Raw genomic sequence first — 18,484 nt, 5'->3', positions numbered from 1 at the left:
CGTTATTTACCCTTTCTTCTAGAAATTATAAGTCTATCACTAGCTTTTTTACGGCGAGTTTTAGCACCTTTAGTTGGTTTACCCCATGGAGTAACTGGGTGACGACCTGAGTTTTTCTTACCTTCACCACCACCGTGTGGGTGATCTACTGGGTTCATCGCACTACCTCTAGTTTGAGGGCGAATACCTCTATGGCGGTTACGGCCAGCTTTACCAATTGTAACATTTGCCCAATCTTCATTGCCAACTACACCTACAGTAGCCATACACTCAGCTAGAACTTGTCTCATCTCACCACTTGGAAGTCTTAAGATTACATACTTTTCTTCTTTACCCATAAGTTGAGCATAGCCACCAGCACTTCTAGCCATTTGAGCGCCTTTGCCTGGTTTTAACTCAATGTTATGTACGATTGTACCAACTGGGATATTTTTTAATTTCATCGCATTGCCTGGTTTAATATCTAGGCCAGCTTCAGCAGCACTAATTACATCACCTACATTTAAACCACTAGGGCGAATGATATATCTTTTCTCACCATCTGCGTATGAGATTAAAGCGATACGGCAATTTCTGTTTGGATCGTATTCAATCGCTTCAACTTTACCAGGAATTCCAAATTTGCGGCGTTTAAAATCTATAATACGATATAGTTTTTTAGCACCAGCTTCTTTATGGCGACTTGTAATTCTACCATTATTGTTTCTACCAGCTGCGGCAGGAATTTTAACAAGTAGGCTTCTTACACTAGCTTTTGCTGTGATATCCTCACTGCTTAGACCAGTCATAAATCTTCTACTTGGAGTATAAGGTTTAAAACTTCTTATTGCCATCTTATGCCTCCTGACTTGCTAGGCTTACGCCATCTGGTAATTTGACATAGAATTTTTTGAAGTCATTTCTTACGCCAACTCTACCTCTAAAACGCTTAACTTTGCCATCCATTCTAAGTGAATTTACTCTAAGTGGCGTTACACCAAAATATTCTCTTAATACCTCTTTTAGACCATTTTTAGTCATTTTTGGTGAAGTTTGGATTACTACTACACCTTGTTCTTGAAGGCCAAGAGTTTTTTCTGTATATACTATAGTTTTGATATCTGTTATATCTGCCATTTTTAGCCCTCTTTTACTATTGATTGTAGTGCTGATTTTTCAGCTATAACTGCACTATAGACTGAGACTAAATATGCATTTACTTCGCTAGCGTCTACTACATAGCAGTTTGCTAGGTTTCTAAATGCTAAAAGAGTCTTAGCATCAAGTTCGTTTTTGATGATTAACGCATCTCTAATACCAAGTTTTTTGATAATAGCTGCTGCATCTTTTGTTTTACCACTTTCAATAGCAATACTATCTACTGCATAGAATTTACCATTTGCAACTTTTTCGTTTAGGGCAAATTCAAGCGCTAATCTTTTTTGTTTTTTATTAACTTTTTGGTTGTAATTTCTATTATTTTTAGGACCAAATGCCACAGCACCGCCAACCCAAACGTTAGTTCTAGTTGAACCAGCTCTTGCACCGCCACGTCCTTTTTGACGCCAAGGCTTTTTACCACCACCGCTTACATCTGAGCGACCTTTTGTGTGGGCTGAGTTTGCTCTCATACTAGCAAGGTAGCTTTTAACATACAGATATAAATTGTGCGAATTTACCTCAGCATAACTTGCTGGAAGTTCTAGTTCGCTTGTTTTTTCAAATTTATCATTTAAAACTGCTATTTTACTCATTTAACTATCCTTACTCTACCCATAGCACCGTTAAATCCTGGAACTGAGCCTTTTAATACTAAAATTCCATTAGCACTATCAAAGCTTACAACTTCGTTTTTAACAGTAGTTTTTTCATTACCATAGTGTCCTGCCATTTTTCTACCTGGTTGAACACGACCTGGCCATTCGCAGTTACCTATAGAACCTGGTCTGCGGTGAAATCTTGAACCATGACTTGCAGGGCCGCCTGAGAAGCCATGTCTTTTTATAACACCTTGGAAGCCTCTACCTTTTGTATTGAAGCTAACTTTTAAAACTTTTGCTTCATTTAGTGGGGTTGTATCCAAATCACCAGCTTCGCTATTTGCTACACTTAGAGTTGCAAATTGGTTAAATTCGCTACTTAAGCCATATTTTTTTTGCTGACCTTTAATAGCTTTATTATTTGCTTTTGTATGAGCATAAGCCACGATAGCTCTGCTATTTTCACCTACTTCGCACACTTTAGCTGGTAAAAGTCTAAGCAATGTAACAGGAGTACTTGGGTTTGAGACAGTTCTGCTCATACCTATTTTTTCTACGATATATTCCATCATTTCTTCCTTTTATGCTTACTTGCCCATAGCACGAACTTCGACATTTACCTCAGGGGCAAGGTCAAGTTTTGTTAGGCTATCAACTGTATCAGGTGTAGCTGCTACGATATCTAGCATACGAGCATGAATTCTCATCTCAAATTGCTCACGAGAATCTTTATTGACATGTGGAGATTTTAACACTGTATAGCGTTTAATCTTTGTAGGCATTGGCACTGGTCCGCGTACATCAGCACCAGTACGTTTGACAGCTTCTACTATGGCTGCAACTGTGCGGTCTAGAACTCTGTGGTCATAAGCTTTTAGCTTAAGCCTAATTCTTTCCATGTTTTTTCCTTTAAAAATAACTTGTCGCCAACTTGCGACCTTTTGATATAATGCTCTTGCAGAGGCTTATTATCAATCTCTCAAGCATGCAAGCAAAGCTTACGCTTCTCATCAAAAGACGCGAATTATACCCAAATAAAGTTTTAAAATCAAATTTTACCGCTATTTTTGCAAATTTTGTTTTATTTTTTTCCTTTTTATAAGGAATATTTTCTAAATTTGGCAATGCGAATTTAAATTTAAAATATAGATTTATTATTAAATTTTGTATCGTAATTTAATTAAATTTAAGATATTTATAGGCTAAATTTAGCTTATAATATAGCTATTTTTGCCATATTTGCTAAGCTTACCTGATTTAATAAGTTTATTAAATATAGTAGAGACACTCTGTCTTTGTGCGCCTAAAAGATTAGATAGTGTAGCAATAGAAAATGGAATCTCAACTAGCTTTTTATCCCGCACCATTGTATGCTGTTCATTAGCAAGATTATCTAAAAAGTTAATAATACGACTCTCTAAACTACCAAAAACTATATCAGTGACAATCTGTCTAGTCATTATTGTAGTGCGTATGAGAGAATTTATCATTGCCATACTAAATTTCTCATTTTCAAAAAGCTCTTTTATATCGCAAAGATTTAGCTCCATTGTCTCAGAATCACTCAAAAACTCCAAAACACTATCTTTATCCACCAAAACTATAGAGCCTTTGCTTATAAAATTTATGATAAATTCATTTATTCCACTTATATAGCTTAACTTTGCTTGGCCACTTTTGAGAATTATAAATTTGATATTTTGCGCATATACTAATTCAGATTTATTATATTTTATTTGACGAAATAATGCCAAATCTTCACTGCTAAGCAGCTCAAAATCAGCATAATTATCTTGATCAAATCTACTAATATTCATCGCAGCCACCATTTAAATTTTTTGAATTTAGCATAAATTTAATTAATCTAAAATTGCAAACTCAATCTGCATCTTTAGATTAATTAAATTTTAATATTTAATCTCCCTCTTTGTAAGAGAGAGATTAAGATTATTAGCTATTTTTTGCACCTTTTGGAGCTTTAAATGCTGTGAGTTCTGGAGCTGCGCCTTTGTATTTTTCTACATTTACAAGACCAGTATGAGAAATATTACCATTGGCTAATTTACTTGTTGGGATATCGATTGTTAAGGTATTTGCACATCCATTTTTACATAGACCATCGCCAAATCCATCATACCACGCACCCTCTCTAAGTCTTACAACACCAGGGATAATATCATCACTAACCTCAGCACCAGCTAACACCTCACCACGAGCATTATATACTCTTACAAGGTCGCCATTTTTAATACCTAGCTTAGCAGCGTCTTTAGTGTTAATAAGTAATGGTTCGCGATTTGCAATAGCATAGTTATCTCTTAAAGATGTATTATTTTGTTGAGAGTGCAACCTATCAGTTGGATGAACTGTGATTAGATGGAATTTAGCTGGTTTATTTTTCATTCCTAGCCACTCAACTGGTTCAAACCACTTAGGATGCGCAGCACAATCATCATAATTCATAGCTGCTATTGTATCGCTATAAATCTCTATAAGACCAGATGGCGTACCTAGCGCATTTAAGATTGGATCCTCTCTAAATTCAGCCATCCTTACCCAGCTTTCACTCTCTAAAGTTGGAGCAAATGTAGTTGGCTCATTTTTATTCCACCACTCATCAAATTTAGGCATAGTAATACCTAATGCTGTGTTGGCATTAACTGCATTAGCAGCTACATTATAAAACTCTTCTAGCCAATCCATCTCAGTTTTGCCACCTTCTGTAAATGCCTCTACAAGGCCATCTGCATAGGCTTTAGATAGATCGCTAAAGATTTGATAGTCATCTTTTGCCCCATGTTGTTTTTCTACTACTTGTTTCATTGGAGCAATATTTTGATTTGAATAATCCCCAGTCATTGTCAAATCATTTCTTTCATATTGAGTAGTTACTGGGAATACAATATCAGCCATTTTAGCCGTTGGAGTCCAATAAATTTCATTTACTACAACAGTTCTTGGGCGACGCCATGCTTTTATATTTGTATTAACATCTTGATGCTGAGTTATAGGGTTTCCGCCTGCCCAGTAGATAAAATCAATATCTGGATATGTTATTTTTGTACCATTATGCTCTAAAGTTTTACCTGGATTTAAAATAGCCTCAGCTACTCTTGCTACTGGAAATGCATAATCCGTACCAGCATTTAACCAGCTTTGAGCTGATTCACCACCTTTTGCTTGACTGGCTAGACCTTTATATTTTCCATTTTCTACTATACCTACGCTTGCAGCATTTATACCGCCTAAAACACCACCAGCACATGTTGGAGCACCACCATTGCTGTAATGATAGCTAAGACCAAACCCACCGCCTGGTAAGCCAATTTGACCCAACATAGAAGCTAAAGTTACAAGCATCCAGTGAGGCTGTTCGCCGTGATGAGCTCTTTGCATAGCCCAGCCACTCATTAGCATTGTGCGATTAGCATATATTGTTTCAGCTAAATTTTTAATCACACTCTCTTTTATGCCACAAATTTTTGATGCCCATTTGGCTGATTTTGGAGTTTTATCACTTTTGCCTAGTAAATATGGCAAGAATTTATCAAATCCAGTTGTATAATTAGCTATAAATTCTTTATCATATTTACCTGTAGTATATAGGTGATGTGCCATACCAAGCATCATAGCTGTATCTGTATTTGGTCTTGGAGCAATCCATTTGGCTTTATCGCCAAAGAATTTACCAGTTTCACTCCAAAGAGGATCAATTATAATAATCTCTTTACCGCTATCTTTTAACTGCTCAAAATATTTAAACCCTTGATCATCTGTAGCACTCCATGCGATTCTTAGAGTTGAGATCGGATTCATACCCCATAGAACTACAACTTTTGAGTGTTCTAGCACTACTGGCCAACTAGTTTGTTGCTCATAAACTTCAATGCTTCCAACCACATGAGGCATAATAACTTGACTAGCGCCAGTTGAATAATCACCCAAAGTTCCCACAAAACCACCACTTAAATTCATAAATCTATGCAACAAAATTCTAGGATTGTGTAATTTACCACTACTATACCATCCATAACTTCCTGCAAATATACTTTGCATACCTTTTTGTTCTCTTGTCTTTTTAAGCTCTCTTGCTACTAGCTTAATAGCATCTTCGTATTTTACCTCTACCCACTCATCTATACCTCTTAATTCTGGTTTTGGACTATCTGGATTTTCTAGGTAGCTTTTTCTTACCATTGGAGCAGTAATTCTAGTTTTATATACTAAATCCGCCATTGTATCTTGAAGTGGATTTGGGATTTTTGATAGCGTTTGATATGGTTTAGAACTTATGATTTTGCCATCTTTTACTGTGGCTTTTAGCATACCCCAGTGAGCCGCTGTGAATATTTCTCCATTTTTAACCACTTGTGTATTTGCTCCAGCAAATAGATTGCTAGGAAGCATTGGAGCAAGACTTAAAGCTGCGCCTAGTTTTAAAAATTCTCTTCTATTGGTTTTCATTTGATATCTCCTTTTGAAGCTTTTTGTAGATATTGAATTATTAGCCACTCATCTTTTTTATCAATTGGGGTACGAGATAGCATTGATTTAAATAGTGATGGCCACTGATTTGGATTATATTGACTCTCTTTGTGTAAATGATGGCAGATCGAACAGCTCTCTTGATATGTTTGTTTAGCTCTATCTAGCATAGGTTTTAGATCTTTTTCTAGGTTATCTTTTGTTGTATAGGCTATTACTTTAACCTCGTCCCACTTGCCAGTCTCGCCTTTTTTGATTATCTCATATTTTGGCGTTTTAGTTTTAGCAAATGATAGGGCTATAATACGATCTTGATTGCTATAGTATATTACATTTGGAGCAGCTGGATTTACATAGCCTTTTAGACTAAATTTAATTTTACCGGCTGATTGTTTTAATACCTCTATAGCATTTGTAGGTAGCAACTTTCCGGCTACATCTTTAGAATCTTGTGTTAAATAGACTGACTTGACATCTGTAGGATATAACGTACTAGCATTAAGCGCACTAGAGACGAGCAAGCCGGCTAAGATTAGCTTTTTCATGCTGAATCCTTTAAATTAGAAATAACAAGACAATTATAAACTAAAATGGAGTTCGAGTTTGTCAGATATATGACAATAGATAAGAATATATAAATTTAGGTTAAAGCTTAGCCCCTAAAAGGGCTAAGATATTGGGTATTAATTACAACCGCAGTGACCACAGCAGCTAGCTACTGGGTGAAGCTCATCGATATAGAATTTTACAGAGTTAATTCCCTCTTTTTTAGCCCATTCATAAGCTGTACTTACAAAATCCCAGTTAATATTTTCATAAAATTTCTCTAAATAAGCAGGACGAGCATTGCGACTATCTATATAATATGCATGCTCCCATACATCTACTACTAATAGTGGGACTAGACCATCAGTTACTGGTGTAGCAGCATTTGAAGTGTTTTTGATCTCTAGTTTGCTAGTAGCTGGATTATAAACTAACCATGTCCAACCTGAACCAAAAAGAGTTGTAGCAGAGCTGATAAATTCTGCTTTAAAATCATTAAAATCACTTTGTAATGCTGCTTCTAATTCGCTACTCTTATCGCTTTTTTTAGCTATACAATCCCAGTAAAAGTCGTGATTATACACTTGAGCAGCGTTATTAAATAATCCGCCTTCTGAGTTTAAAAGCACATCAAATAAACTAGCTTTTGCAAGCTCGCTATCTTTTGTTAAATTATTGTAATTATTTACATATGTTTGGTGATGTTTGCCATGGTGGTAATCACAGGCCTCTTTGCTTACAACTGCATTACTATTTGCATCAAATGGAAGCGTTCTTAACTCTAACATATCATATCCTTTAAATTAAATTCACAAGCCTAAATTATAACTAAAGATTTTAAATAAGAGTAAAATTATCGAAAATAATAAAATATATTTTATCTTGCTGATTTATTTATATGAGCCATTGGATTGCTTTTTTATTATGAAAAAGCAAATACTCATTACACTTACTAAAGTGCCTTGAGCCAAAAAATGCCCCACGTGCCAACGGGCTAGGATGAGCTGCTTCTAATACTAAATGAGAAGTTGGATTGATAAGACTTGATAACGCTCTTGCGTGATTTCCCCAAAGCATAAATACACAATGTTCAAATTTAGCATTTATAGTGCGGATAACGCCAGCAGTAAAGATTTGCCAACCAATTTTAGAGTGCGAAGCAGGGCGATTATGCTCTACTGTTAAAGCACTATTTAATAACAAAACTCCTTGATTTGCCCAGCTAGTTAGATCACTGCTTCTACTAGTAAATATATCACAATCTAAATCATCAAAAAGCTCTTTAAAGATATTTTTCAAACTTGGCGGTGTTTTTATATTATTTGGAGTGCTAAAGGCTAATCCCATTGCTTCACCAGCATTATGATATGGATCTTGACCGATAATTATAACCTTTAAATTACTTGGCTTGCATAGATTAAAAGCATTAAAAATAAGCTCTTTTGGTGGATAAATCGTAGCAGTTTGAGAATTTAAAAATGAAATTATCTTAGCAAAATTTAAACTATTAAGCTCATCTTTTAAAAACTCTTGCCAGTCTGGATCTAAATATGATATTAAATTTGAATACATAAAAGTAGCCTAGCAAAAGCTAGGCGAGTTATTATAAAGCTTTTTTAACTTCTGCTACAATGCTAGCAAATGCTGCTGCGTCATTCATAGCTAAATTTGCCAAGACTTTTCTGTCTAGTTCGATGTTTGCTTTTTTAAGGCCGTTTATAAATCTTGAATAGCTAATATCGTTTAGTCTGCAAGCTGCATTAATACGGATAATCCACAATCTGCGGAAGTCGCGTTTTTTAGCGCGTCTATCACGATACGCATATACTAAACTTCTTTCTAATTGCTCTTTAGCTTTTCTAAAGTGTTTGTGTCTAGCACTATAAAAACCACGAGCTAGTTTTAGAACCTTTTTATGTCTGCGGCGTCTTACAACACCAGTTTTAACTCTTGCCATATTTATCCTTTACAAATTGGCGTCCAATAAGCTGGAACTTGTCCCATTATAGGGAGGTTAGAATGACTTTAAATCGTCAAAAACTTATATACAAAGCATTTTTTTAACAGCTGAGACATTTGTACTATCTACATATTGAGATTGTCTTAGGTCTCTTTTACGCTTAGGCGACATTTTAGTCAAGATATGGCTTCTAAATGCTGAGCCTCTTTTAATCTTGTTTTTGCCAACTTTAAAGCGTTTAGCTGCACCGCGAACAGATTTCATCTTTGGCATGCGCTTTTCCTTTACTCTAAAATGAGCGAGGATTATACCAAATTTGAATTTAAAACTATATAAAACTAATTAAATTTGATATTTTTCTCAAATTCATCAAGCCTTTTATGAATACTTCTAAGCTCTGTAATAGTCGTCCAATTATCTATAAATACACTAAAACTACTACGAACCTGATCAAAAGCATTGCTAACTTGTATCAAAATTCCAAGAGTAATCACTCCGGTAAAAAGCCCACCTCCCATAATAATAAATGGAACAATTACCATAAATTGAGAAAATGAGATAAGCCAAATATTAAAATAACCATAATGTAAAAATAATCTATAAAAATTAAATCTAAGACCACTAAATAGAGCTATTACGCTCTCATTACTAGCATAATTTATCTTGTCATCTTCTGCATAAACTAGCTCTTTTCTAAAAGCAGCTTCGCTTTTTTGAATATTATACTCTAGCTTTGGTAGCTTAATACCTACAAACCACGAAACCACAAGTCCTCCTATACTCACAGCCAAAGCCACCCAAACAAGCGAACCTGGAATATCTTTAAGATATGGCAGATCAACTCCGCTACTAAGCCCCCATAAAACTGGGATAAAAGCAATTAATATCATAATAGCTTTTAAAACCTGCAAACCCAAAGTCTCAGTAATCTTAGCAAACCTATATACATCTTCTTGCATCCTTTGACTTGAGCCTTCTATATCATGCTCGCACTCTCTCCATTTGCCAAGATAGCCAAATGTCATAGCCTCTCTCCACCTAAAAACCCAGTGGCTAGCAAAAAAAGTAGTAAGCGTAGCAATAATCACATAAGGCATAGCAATAAGCAAAAATCTATAAATCTGCTCCCAAAACTCATCTACGCTGTGATTTTGTACATTTTGCATAATATCATAAAAGTCCTTATACCAATCATTTATAGCAACATTCAATCTAGTTTGAAATATAAGAGAAACAATAATAACAAATAATCCACCATATGCCCATATGGCCCACTTTTTGCTCTTAAAAAATGTAGAAAACATAATTAACCTTATAAAAAATTTGCTGATTATACTAGAGATTTTTTAATTTTTATATTTTTATAATCAAATTTAAGTTTAATATAATTTAAATGCATATAAAATTATATTAAAATATTTTAGAATTGAAAGGAGAATAGATGGAGTTTTTAATGAACTTAAGCGATGGCAAGCAATTTACCATTCAGCTTTTAATCGTTTTAATTTGTCTATTTTATGGGGCTAGAAAGGGTGGTATTGCTCTTGGCTTACTTGGTGGCATAGGTATGTTTGTGCTTACCTTTGGATTTGGCGTAAGTCCTGGTAAGCCAGCAATTGATGTAATCTTTACTATTTTATGTGTGGTTGTAGCTAGTGCCACATTGCTTGCAAGCGGTGGTCTTGATGTAATGCTACAAATTGCTGAGAGAATATTAAGAAAAAATCCTAAATTCTTAACAATTCTAGCTCCATTTGTAACTGCATTTTTAACAATTTTATGCGGTACTGGCCATGTTGTTTATACTATGATGCCAATCATCTACGATATCGCTATCAAAAATGGAATCCGTCCAGAACGCCCAATGGCAGCAGCATCTGTAAGCTCACAAATGGGTATTATAGCAAGCCCAGTAAGTGTGGCTGTAGTTTCACTAACTGCAATGCTTTTAGCTCCAGGAGTTAAGCATTTAGAAGGGTTTGATGGGTATTTAAATTTACTTGCTATTACTATTCCTGCTACTTTAATTGGTGTTTTAGCTGTAGGTATTTTTAGCTGGTTTAGAGGTAAAGATCTTGATAAAGATAGTGAATTCCAAGAAAAAATCGCAAATGATCCTGAATTTAAAAAATATGTTTATGGCGATTCTAAGACACTTTTAGATGTGAAACTTCCAGCTTCTCAGTGGGCTGCTATGTGGATATTCTTAGGTGCGATTGCTATTGTAGCTATTCTTGGTGCCTTCCCTGAGCTTCGTCCTGCATTTGATAATGGCAAAGGCGTAATGAAACCAATGAGTATGGTAGCTGTTATTCAAATGTTTATGCTTATTACTGGTTCAATTTTAATCGTTTGTACAAAAGTTAAAGTAAATGATATAGCACAAAATGCGATATTCCGCTCTGGTATGATAGCTATTGTGGCTGTATTTGGTATCTCTTGGATGGCTAATACTATGTTTAGCGTGCATACTCCTATGCTTAAAACTGCTCTTGGTGGCGTAGTTCAGCTATATCCATGGACTTATGCAATAATGCTACTTTTAATTTCTAAATTTGTAAATTCTCAAGCAGCAGCACTTGCAGCATTTGTTCCTCTTGCACTTGGCATTGGGGTTGATCCAGCCATTATAGTAGCCTTTGCTCCAGCATGCTATGGTTATTATATCTTACCTACATATCCTAGCGATCTAGCAACAATTCAATTTGACCGATCAGGCACAACTAAAATTGGCAAATATGTAGTCAATCATAGCTTCATAATCCCAGGTCTTTTAGGTGTTGGTGTATCTTGTGTGTTTGGCTATATCTTTACTGGAATGGCTGGATATCTATAAAATTTAAGCAGCTTTTAGTTGCTTAATCTCTTTAATAATACTTTGTATATTATCTTTAGCAATCTCAAAACTCTGTTTTAATGGAGTCTTGAGATTTGCTACTACTGTATCGCTTTGAGTAGCGATATATATACTTATTATTTCATCATCATTAAAGTATGAAGTAGGCAAATTTAATAAATCTTTTTTAAGCTCCAATTTTATATCTTTGCCCCTAATTAATATCCCATAAAATAAAATCTCACTCTTATCTCTTACACAGATATCACGCACCTCAAATTCATCAAATTTAAATAATCCAAATTCTCCAATATTTTTTACCATATTATTAAAATGGCTATTTATATCATCAACTTGCAAAGATTTTGTAAGAGCTTTTAAGTCTAGATTTTTTAAGATCTCATCTCTAATAAGCTCTTTTAAACTCTCTTCAAAACCAGAAAAATATCTAAATTTAAGATAAAAATATAAACTAAGTCCAGCAAGCAATCCCCCAACTATAGCTGCTGTTAAATCAAATATCCAAAGCCCAAGAGTAACAATAAAATCAACTATTGCACAAAGTGCTAAAATACCTATAAGTTTTAAGCGTATATTCTTACGATTTTGTTCTAAAATTTCAATATTATTCATTAGCTATTAAAATACTTTCTAGCTGGGCTTTGATAATTTTTATTATGACGGCTTAACTCATTTAATCGCTCTACTCTTTGCCTAGTTGTAGGATGAGTGCGAAATAAATTTGATATACCACTAGCAATATTTTTGCCACTAAATGGACTTATTATAAACATATGTGCAGTCTGTTCATTGGCATTTTTTACCATAGTATGAGCATTACTTCCTTCTAGCTTTAATAGAGCATTTGCTAAATCATTTGGGTTTGTAATAGAGGCTGAGAATCTATCAGCTTCAAACTCTCTTGAGCGTGATATACTCATCTGAATAATAGTAGCAGCTAGAGGCATTATAATAGATAAAGCTATTATTAAAAGTGGATTTTGGCGATTTTGATTATTACCTAGCATTGCACCAAATTGAGCAAAATTTGCCAAAATCGCAATTCCACCTGCAAATACTGCTGCAATAGAGCCAGTTAAAATATCATAGTGTCTTACATGGCCTAATTCATGAGCTATAACCGCTGCTATCTCATCATCATTTAGCGTATCGAGCAATCCAGTAGTTAGAGCCACAGCAGCATTGGCTGGATTTCTACCAGTAGCAAATGCATTAGGAACAGAGTCGCTAATTATATATAGCTTTGGTAGTTCTAATCCTGCCTTAAAACATAGCCTTTTAGTCATATGATATAATGGATGTGAGCTATTAAGCTCTTGAGCGTTATATCGCTTTAAAATAAGCTTATCGCTATAAAAGTAGCTAAAAAAATTCATAGCCAGTGCAATACAAAATGCTATTATCATACCGCTAGTCCCACCTATCATACCGCCAACAACAATAAAAAGCAACATAAGAGCTACCATAAAAAATACAGTCTTAAAAATCTCCATCTTATCCCCTTATTGCTCCTAGGTATATAACTGCGTCAATCTGTTTTTTAGCTGCTTTTTCTAGCTCATTATCGCTATTAATTATTAAGGCGATTTTGCTATCAAATAGATAATTATTGGCTAATTTTTGTAGTTTTTTAGCTAGTTTTATAGTATCGCATACGATAAATTTAACTCCATTAGCATTAGCAATTAACGCCTCTTTAATATTAGAAACTACAATAAAATTACACTTTGGGTTTAAATTTTTTGGCTCAAATTTAGATAAAAACACCGGCTCATAAGCTATTAAATCACTACCAATTATAATCATTTTAGACACTCCTTGCATATATATTTACCATTTCTTAGTGTGCTATCTTTTAACTCTACAAATGTATCGCATTTACTACACTCAACAAAGCTTTGCTCTTCACCGCTAGGCTTTTTAGATCTAAATTTAGGTAGTATAAAAAAGTAAATTATCGCTATAATTAATACAAATATTATGACTTTAGCTATCATTTTACACCCTTTAATATCACATAATTTCGCTCATTTTCTTGATAAATTTTCTTATAACATTTAAGCTCTTCTATCTCAAATTTAGCATTTGAGCCCTTATAGAGCAAAAATGTAGTCTCTTCATCATAAAAACCTTGACAAATTTTAATCAAATCTGCTGTATTCATCAACGCTCTAGAGGTTATCAAATCTGCTTTTATCTTATCGCAATTTTCAATTTTACCACTATGGACGGTGATATTTTGCAAATTTAAACTCAAAGCTGCATAAGATAAAAAGCTTGATTTTTTAGCTATTGGTTCATATAGATGAAACTCGCATTCATCTAAAACCATAGCTAAAAATATTGCTGGAAACCCAGCCCCACTACCTACATCTACACAAATCTTTGGCTTAAAATCTAAAAGCTTTATCGCTTCTATACTATCAAGAGCTACTGGCTTTATATCTTTATAGTTTGTTAGGCTATGGATTTTATTGAATTTTTTTAAGACCTCATCAAACTTAGCCACACTCTCCCAAAATTTCAAACTCATAGCATATGCCCCATCTGCTCTTTTTTAATATTTAAATAATCTTTATTGTATTTATTTGCCTCTATTTGTATCGGAATTCGGCTTACTATTTGAGCTTTTATGCTTGAGAGTTTAAGCGGATTATTGGTTAATAAATTCACACTTTTTATCCCAAAATCATCTAAGATAAAATCCACCATCTCATATGTTCTCTCATCAGCTTTAAATCCTAATTGATGATTAGCCTCTATGGTATCTAGACCTAAATCTTGAAGATTATAAGCATTTACTTTATTTAATAGACCGATGTTTCTACCTTCTTGACGAAGATATATCACCATTCCACCATTATCTGATATATACTTAAGCGCAGCTTCTAGCTGTTCTCCGCAGTCGCATTTTCTGCTTCCTAACGCATCACCTGTAAGGCACTCTGAGTGAATTCTAAGATTTAATGGATCGCTTAAATTTGAACTAAAAATTACTAAATGCTCTTTATCATTTTCCTTATATGCTTTAATTTTAAAATTTCCAAATTTAGTTGGTAAATTTGCAACTTTAGATATCTCTATATGCACTTTTTGTCCTTAGTTTTTCTTTTAATTGTATCATTTGCAATTAAATCTAAACAAAATCAATTATTTTTGATTAAATTAAATTCTGCTATAATCACTAAATTTGCAGGAGAATAATAATGTTTAAAAGATATAGAAGATTACGCTTAAATGAATCCTTGCGTGATATGGTAAGAGAGAATAATATATCTGTTAATGATTTTATATATCCACTTTTTGTGGTTGAAGGTCAAGGAATTAAAAATGAGATAAGCTCAATGCCTGGTGTATTTCAGATGAGTTTAGATGAAATTTTAAAAGAGTGCCAAGAGATAATAAATCTAGGCATAAAATCTATAATTTTATTTGGAATTCCAAATTTAAAAGATAGCATTGGTAGCGACGCCCTTGATGAAAATGGGATAATTGCTCGCTCATTAAGAGCTATTAAAGAGAAATTTCCAACCCTTTTTGTAATCACCGATCTATGTTTTTGTGAATACACAGATCATGGGCATTGTGGAATTTTAGATCATGTATGCAAAAGCGTAGATAATGATGCTACTCTTGAGATCTCAGCCAAACAAGCCCTAATCCACGCTAAAGCTGGAGCTGATATGATAGCGCCAAGCGGAATGATGGATGGCATAATCTATACTTTACGCAAAGCATTAGATGAAAATGGATATGAAAATCTGCCTATTATGTCCTATTCGACAAAATTTGCTTCTGCCTACTATGGTCCATTTCGCGATGTAGCCCAAAGCGCTCCAAGTTTTGGCGATAGAAAGAGCTATCAAATGGATCCAGCCAATAGATTAGAAGCAATTAGCGAAAGTTTAGAAGATGAATCTCAAGGTGCAGATATTTTAATGGTCAAACCAGCTCTTGCCTATTTAGATATAATAAGAGATATTAAAGAGCGTAGCAGATTGCCACTATGTGTTTATAATGTAAGTGGAGAGTATGCCCTATTAAAAGCTGGACAAAAAGCTGGAGTTATAGATTATGAGCGTGTAATGATGGAGACTATGATATCTTTTAAAAGAGCAGGTGCTAATCTTATTATCAGTTACCACGCTAAAGAGGTTGCTAAGATTTTAAATTCAAACAAGGGATAGCTATGAGACATTTTTTAACTCTAAATGATATAAGCAAAGATGAAATTTTAGATATTTTACAGATTGCTAAAGATATCAAAAAAGAAGCATTAAATAAAGAGTATAAACCATATTTAAAAGATCAATTTTTAGCCATGATATTTGAAAAAAGCTCTACAAGAACTAGAGTAAGCTTTGAGGTTGGAATGCAACAACTAGGCGGAAAGGCTCTATTTTTAAGCAATAAAGATATCCAATTAGGTCGTGGTGAGCCTATTAAAGATACAGCTAGAGTTCTTGGTGGAATGGTTGATATGATTATGGCTAGAGTTTATAAGCAAAGCGACCTTGAAGAGTTAGCTAAATTTAGCAATCTACCAGTTATAAATGGGCTAAGCGATGACTTCCATCCAGTTCAATTAATGGCTGATTTACTCACTCTTGATGAGCTTGGAGTAGATATTACCTCTATGAAAGTTGCATATGTAGGCGATGGAAACAATATGACAAACTCATGGCTGATGGCTGCTTCTAAGCTTGGATTTGAGCTAAGAGTTGCTACGCCAAAAGGATATGAAGCACCAAAATGGGTAGTAGATATAGCCTTGCAAAATGCTAAACAAAGCGGAGCAATTATCAAAATAGGAAATGATCCAAAAGAGGCTATAAATAGCGCCGATGTAGTAACTACAGATACTTGGGTTTCTATGGGTCAAGAAGATGAAAAAGCTAAAAGAGTAGCTGAATTTAATGGATTTTGCGTTGATAAAGATATGATGAATCTAGCAGCTCCTAAGGCAAAATTCCTCCACTGCCTACCAGCATATAGAGGTTATGAAGTTAGCGAAGATATCTTTGAGTTGCACGCTGATGAGATATTTGCTGAGGCTCACAATAGACTTCACGCACAAAAAGGAGTAATGGTTTGGTGCGATAGGATGAGAAATGAATAGACATTTAGAAAGCATTAGCCAAACTCTAGGCATTAGCAAAAGGCGTCGTACTACTTTTGAACTAGAGCCACTTGAAAATAATGAGATGAAGCTAAGCTATAAAGGTAAGCCAAATTTCAATACGCCGTGGTTTGGTATGTATGGAGATAAGCCATGTGCGCTTGTGCCAGCAGAACTATTTGAAGCGGTAATAAATGCACTCAAAAATGCACAAAAAGAGAATTTTGAATTAAAGCTAGAAAGATCCATTTTGCAAAATTTACCAATTGATTTTGGTGATGTCTGGACTGTAGCTATTGAAGAGATAAAAAAAGCAAATTATAAAAAAGAGCCAAATTTAGATCGAGTAATCGCAAAGATTAAAAAAGAGCATCCAAATCTCTTTTTAGATATGCGTTCAATTGTAGGCAAGGAGTAATTATGGTAGATTTTGAAGCATTTGTAAAATACTCAAAACCAGGACCAAGATATACAAGCTATCCAACTGCTTTAGAGTTTAGCGATGAGTTTAGTTATGATGAGTATATCAAGCGTCTAAAAGAGTGCGATAAGCCACTTTCTTTATATTTTCACTTGCCATTTTGTCGTTCGGCTTGCTACTTTTGTGGGTGTAATGTTATATATACCAGCAAAAGCGATAAGATGAGTAGATACTTAGACTATTTAGAGCGTGAGCTTGAGATTTTATCTAGCATAGTAGATACAAATAGAAGTGTTGTCCAGATGCACTTTGGTGGTGGCACGCCAACATTTTATAGCGCAAGCGAGCTTGATAGGATTATAAAAGCTATCAAAAAGCACTTTAAAAACTTTGCAAGTGATGCTGAGATTAGCTGTGAGATAGATCCAAGATTTTTAAATGAAGAGCAGTTACAAGTCCTTAGCTCGCATGGATTTAATAGAGTTAGTTTTGGCGTTCAAGATTTTGATGAGCAAGTCCAAAAAGAGATACATAGAATTCAACCATATGATATCACCCAAAATGCAGTAAATTTAGCTAGAAAATATGGTATGATAAGCGTAAATACAGATTTAATTTATGGCTTGCCGTATCAAAGTTTAGAGAGTTTTAAGCGCACTCTTGAGCTAGGAGTTAGCCTAAATCCAGATAGATTTGCTATATTTAATTACGCCCATGTACCATGGATAAAAAAGAGTATGAGAAAATTTGATGAAACTACTCTACCTTCACCAAAAACTAAGCTTGAAATTTTAAAATACACAATGGAATATCTGCCAAACCATGGCTATAAGATGATTGGTATGGATCACTATGCCAAGCCTGGAGATGAGCTATTTAAAGCTCTTGAAAATGGCTCGCTACATAGAAACTTCCAAGGATATACTACAAAAGGTGGAGCTCAGTTAATTGGTATTGGCCTTACAAGTATTGGAGAAGGTGATGACTATTATGCTCAAAACTACAAAGATATGGCTAGCTATGAAGCTGCAATTGATGCTGGCAAACTACCAAATGCAAAAGGTATATATCTAAACAGCGAAGATAGACTTAGAAAATCTGTAATCATGGAGCTAATGGCAAATTTTGCTCTTGATATTAAAAGAGTTGAAAGCGAATTTAGCATTAACTTCTTTGAGCATTTTAAAGCTGAACTTGATGAGCTTGGGGATTTAGTGCAATTTATGAATATTAATAATGATAAAATAGAGATAAATCCAACTGGAACGCTATTAATACGCAATATTGCAATGTGTTTTGATGAATATATGGCTAAATTTAAAGGTGTTAATAATAGCTTTTCAAAGACTGTTTAAAG

The 18,484-nt window shown here is 34.4% G+C and carries 24 protein-coding genes; 5 read left to right on the top strand and 19 right to left on the bottom strand.

Annotated elements, in window-relative coordinates:
• Positions 1 to 2: 2 nt before the first annotated feature.
• The 13 genes from rplB to CVIC12175_RS00180 all read right to left on the bottom strand — a co-directional run bounded on the left by rplB (position 3) and on the right by CVIC12175_RS00180 (position 10,034).
• Positions 3 to 833, bottom strand: a complete 831-nt coding sequence (gene rplB / locus CVIC12175_RS00240) for a 50S ribosomal protein L2 (protein ID WP_086247644.1) — start codon at positions 831 to 833, stop codon at positions 3 to 5.
• A 1-nt stretch (position 834) separates the two neighbouring features.
• Positions 835 to 1,116, bottom strand: coding sequence for a 50S ribosomal protein L23 (locus CVIC12175_RS00235; RefSeq protein ID WP_086247645.1), 282 nt, complete (start codon positions 1,114 to 1,116; stop codon positions 835 to 837).
• A gap of 2 nt (positions 1,117 to 1,118) precedes the next feature.
• Positions 1,119 to 1,733: a 50S ribosomal protein L4 gene (gene rplD / locus CVIC12175_RS00230; RefSeq protein WP_086247646.1), complete on the bottom strand. Its 615-nt coding sequence runs from the start codon at positions 1,731 to 1,733 to the stop codon at positions 1,119 to 1,121.
• Entirely contained in the window at positions 1,730 to 2,308 is a 579-nt protein-coding gene (gene rplC, locus CVIC12175_RS00225; protein ID WP_086247647.1) for a 50S ribosomal protein L3, read from the bottom strand. Before rplC ends, rplD begins: the two co-directional genes overlap by 4 nt.
• A gap of 18 nt (positions 2,309 to 2,326) precedes the next feature.
• Positions 2,327 to 2,638 (bottom strand): 30S ribosomal protein S10, encoded by a 312-nt coding sequence (gene rpsJ, locus CVIC12175_RS00220; protein ID WP_002847957.1) that lies wholly within the window; start codon positions 2,636 to 2,638, stop codon positions 2,327 to 2,329.
• A gap of 309 nt (positions 2,639 to 2,947) precedes the next feature.
• Positions 2,948 to 3,556 (bottom strand): Crp/Fnr family transcriptional regulator, encoded by a 609-nt coding sequence (locus CVIC12175_RS00215; RefSeq protein WP_180380688.1) that lies wholly within the window; start codon positions 3,554 to 3,556, stop codon positions 2,948 to 2,950.
• Positions 3,557 to 3,689: 133 nt separating this feature from the next.
• Positions 3,690 to 6,203 carry a molybdopterin guanine dinucleotide-containing S/N-oxide reductase gene (locus CVIC12175_RS00210; RefSeq protein WP_086302976.1) on the bottom strand — a complete coding sequence of 838 codons (2,514 nt, stop codon included), beginning with the start codon at positions 6,201 to 6,203 and terminating at the stop codon, positions 3,690 to 3,692.
• Positions 6,200 to 6,769: a cytochrome C gene (locus CVIC12175_RS00205; RefSeq protein ID WP_086302977.1), complete on the bottom strand. Its 570-nt coding sequence runs from the start codon at positions 6,767 to 6,769 to the stop codon at positions 6,200 to 6,202. Before CVIC12175_RS00205 ends, CVIC12175_RS00210 begins: the two co-directional genes overlap by 4 nt.
• A 138-nt stretch (positions 6,770 to 6,907) precedes the next feature.
• The gene (gene sodB, locus CVIC12175_RS00200; RefSeq protein WP_086249208.1) at positions 6,908 to 7,558 is read right to left on the bottom strand and encodes a superoxide dismutase [Fe]; all 651 of its coding nucleotides are present in this window, start codon (positions 7,556 to 7,558) and stop codon (positions 6,908 to 6,910) included.
• Between the two features lie 106 nt (positions 7,559 to 7,664).
• The gene (gene ung / locus CVIC12175_RS00195) at positions 7,665 to 8,342 is read right to left on the bottom strand and encodes a uracil-DNA glycosylase (protein ID WP_086302978.1); all 678 of its coding nucleotides are present in this window, start codon (positions 8,340 to 8,342) and stop codon (positions 7,665 to 7,667) included.
• Between the two features lie 31 nt (positions 8,343 to 8,373).
• Positions 8,374 to 8,727, bottom strand: coding sequence for a 50S ribosomal protein L20 (rplT, locus tag CVIC12175_RS00190; protein WP_086225204.1), 354 nt, complete (start codon positions 8,725 to 8,727; stop codon positions 8,374 to 8,376).
• Between the two features lie 84 nt (positions 8,728 to 8,811).
• Positions 8,812 to 9,003 (bottom strand): 50S ribosomal protein L35, encoded by a 192-nt coding sequence (gene rpmI / locus CVIC12175_RS00185; RefSeq protein ID WP_086225205.1) that lies wholly within the window; start codon positions 9,001 to 9,003, stop codon positions 8,812 to 8,814.
• A 65-nt stretch (positions 9,004 to 9,068) separates the two neighbouring features.
• Complete coding sequence (locus tag CVIC12175_RS00180) at positions 9,069 to 10,034, bottom strand: putative transporter (protein WP_086249210.1); 966 nt, start codon at positions 10,032 to 10,034, stop codon at positions 9,069 to 9,071.
• A 137-nt stretch (positions 10,035 to 10,171) separates the two neighbouring features.
• On the opposite strand from CVIC12175_RS00180, the gene CVIC12175_RS00175 reads away from it, so the two are divergent.
• The gene (locus tag CVIC12175_RS00175) at positions 10,172 to 11,566 is read left to right on the top strand and encodes an anaerobic C4-dicarboxylate transporter (RefSeq protein ID WP_086302979.1); all 1,395 of its coding nucleotides are present in this window, start codon (positions 10,172 to 10,174) and stop codon (positions 11,564 to 11,566) included.
• A 3-nt stretch (positions 11,567 to 11,569) separates the two neighbouring features.
• On the opposite strand, the gene CVIC12175_RS00170 is transcribed toward CVIC12175_RS00175, so the two are convergent.
• From CVIC12175_RS00170 to ribA, 6 genes are read right to left on the bottom strand one after another with little or no spacing between them, the layout of a single operon-like run.
• Positions 11,570 to 12,199, bottom strand: a complete 630-nt coding sequence (locus CVIC12175_RS00170) for a hypothetical protein (protein ID WP_086302980.1) — start codon at positions 12,197 to 12,199, stop codon at positions 11,570 to 11,572.
• Positions 12,199 to 13,080 carry a zinc metalloprotease HtpX gene (gene htpX, locus CVIC12175_RS00165; RefSeq protein WP_086256371.1) on the bottom strand — a complete coding sequence of 294 codons (882 nt, stop codon included), beginning with the start codon at positions 13,078 to 13,080 and terminating at the stop codon, positions 12,199 to 12,201. Before htpX ends, CVIC12175_RS00170 begins: the two co-directional genes overlap by 1 nt.
• A gap of 1 nt (position 13,081) precedes the next feature.
• Positions 13,082 to 13,393, bottom strand: a complete 312-nt coding sequence (locus CVIC12175_RS00160; RefSeq protein ID WP_086256372.1) for a hypothetical protein — start codon at positions 13,391 to 13,393, stop codon at positions 13,082 to 13,084.
• Entirely contained in the window at positions 13,390 to 13,584 is a 195-nt protein-coding gene (locus CVIC12175_RS00155) for a hypothetical protein (protein ID WP_086244332.1), read from the bottom strand. The genes CVIC12175_RS00160 and CVIC12175_RS00155 overlap by 4 nt, the downstream gene beginning before the upstream one ends.
• On the bottom strand, positions 13,581 to 14,120 hold the full coding sequence (rsmG, locus tag CVIC12175_RS00150; protein ID WP_086302981.1) for a 16S rRNA (guanine(527)-N(7))-methyltransferase RsmG: 540 nt from the start codon (positions 14,118 to 14,120) through the stop codon (positions 13,581 to 13,583). The genes CVIC12175_RS00155 and rsmG overlap by 4 nt, the downstream gene beginning before the upstream one ends.
• A complete protein-coding gene (ribA, locus tag CVIC12175_RS00145; RefSeq protein WP_086247661.1) occupies positions 14,117 to 14,677 on the bottom strand; it encodes a GTP cyclohydrolase II in 561 nt (186 codons plus the stop codon). Before ribA ends, rsmG begins: the two co-directional genes overlap by 4 nt.
• 116 nt (positions 14,678 to 14,793) lie before the next feature.
• Between ribA and hemB the strand changes: the two genes are divergently transcribed.
• The 4 genes from hemB to hemN are packed head-to-tail and all read left to right on the top strand — an operon-like array spanning position 14,794 to position 18,482.
• On the top strand, positions 14,794 to 15,774 hold the full coding sequence (gene hemB / locus CVIC12175_RS00140; protein ID WP_086247662.1) for a porphobilinogen synthase: 981 nt from the start codon (positions 14,794 to 14,796) through the stop codon (positions 15,772 to 15,774).
• 2 nt (positions 15,775 to 15,776) lie between these two features.
• On the top strand, positions 15,777 to 16,706 hold the full coding sequence (gene argF, locus CVIC12175_RS00135) for an ornithine carbamoyltransferase (protein WP_086249216.1): 930 nt from the start codon (positions 15,777 to 15,779) through the stop codon (positions 16,704 to 16,706).
• Positions 16,699 to 17,124 (top strand): DUF2603 domain-containing protein, encoded by a 426-nt coding sequence (locus CVIC12175_RS00130; protein ID WP_086247664.1) that lies wholly within the window; start codon positions 16,699 to 16,701, stop codon positions 17,122 to 17,124. The genes argF and CVIC12175_RS00130 overlap by 8 nt, the downstream gene beginning before the upstream one ends.
• Positions 17,125 to 17,126: 2 nt before the next feature.
• Positions 17,127 to 18,482, top strand: a complete 1,356-nt coding sequence (hemN, locus tag CVIC12175_RS00125) for an oxygen-independent coproporphyrinogen III oxidase (protein ID WP_086257164.1) — start codon at positions 17,127 to 17,129, stop codon at positions 18,480 to 18,482.
• Positions 18,483 to 18,484: the final 2 nt, after the last annotated feature.

This window comes from Campylobacter vicugnae (genome assembly GCF_002139875.1).
Lineage (GTDB): Bacteria > Campylobacterota > Campylobacteria > Campylobacterales > Campylobacteraceae > Campylobacter > Campylobacter vicugnae.
The sequence above is the reverse complement of the archived record's forward strand: the minus strand, read 5'-3'. Positions and strand labels throughout refer to the sequence as shown.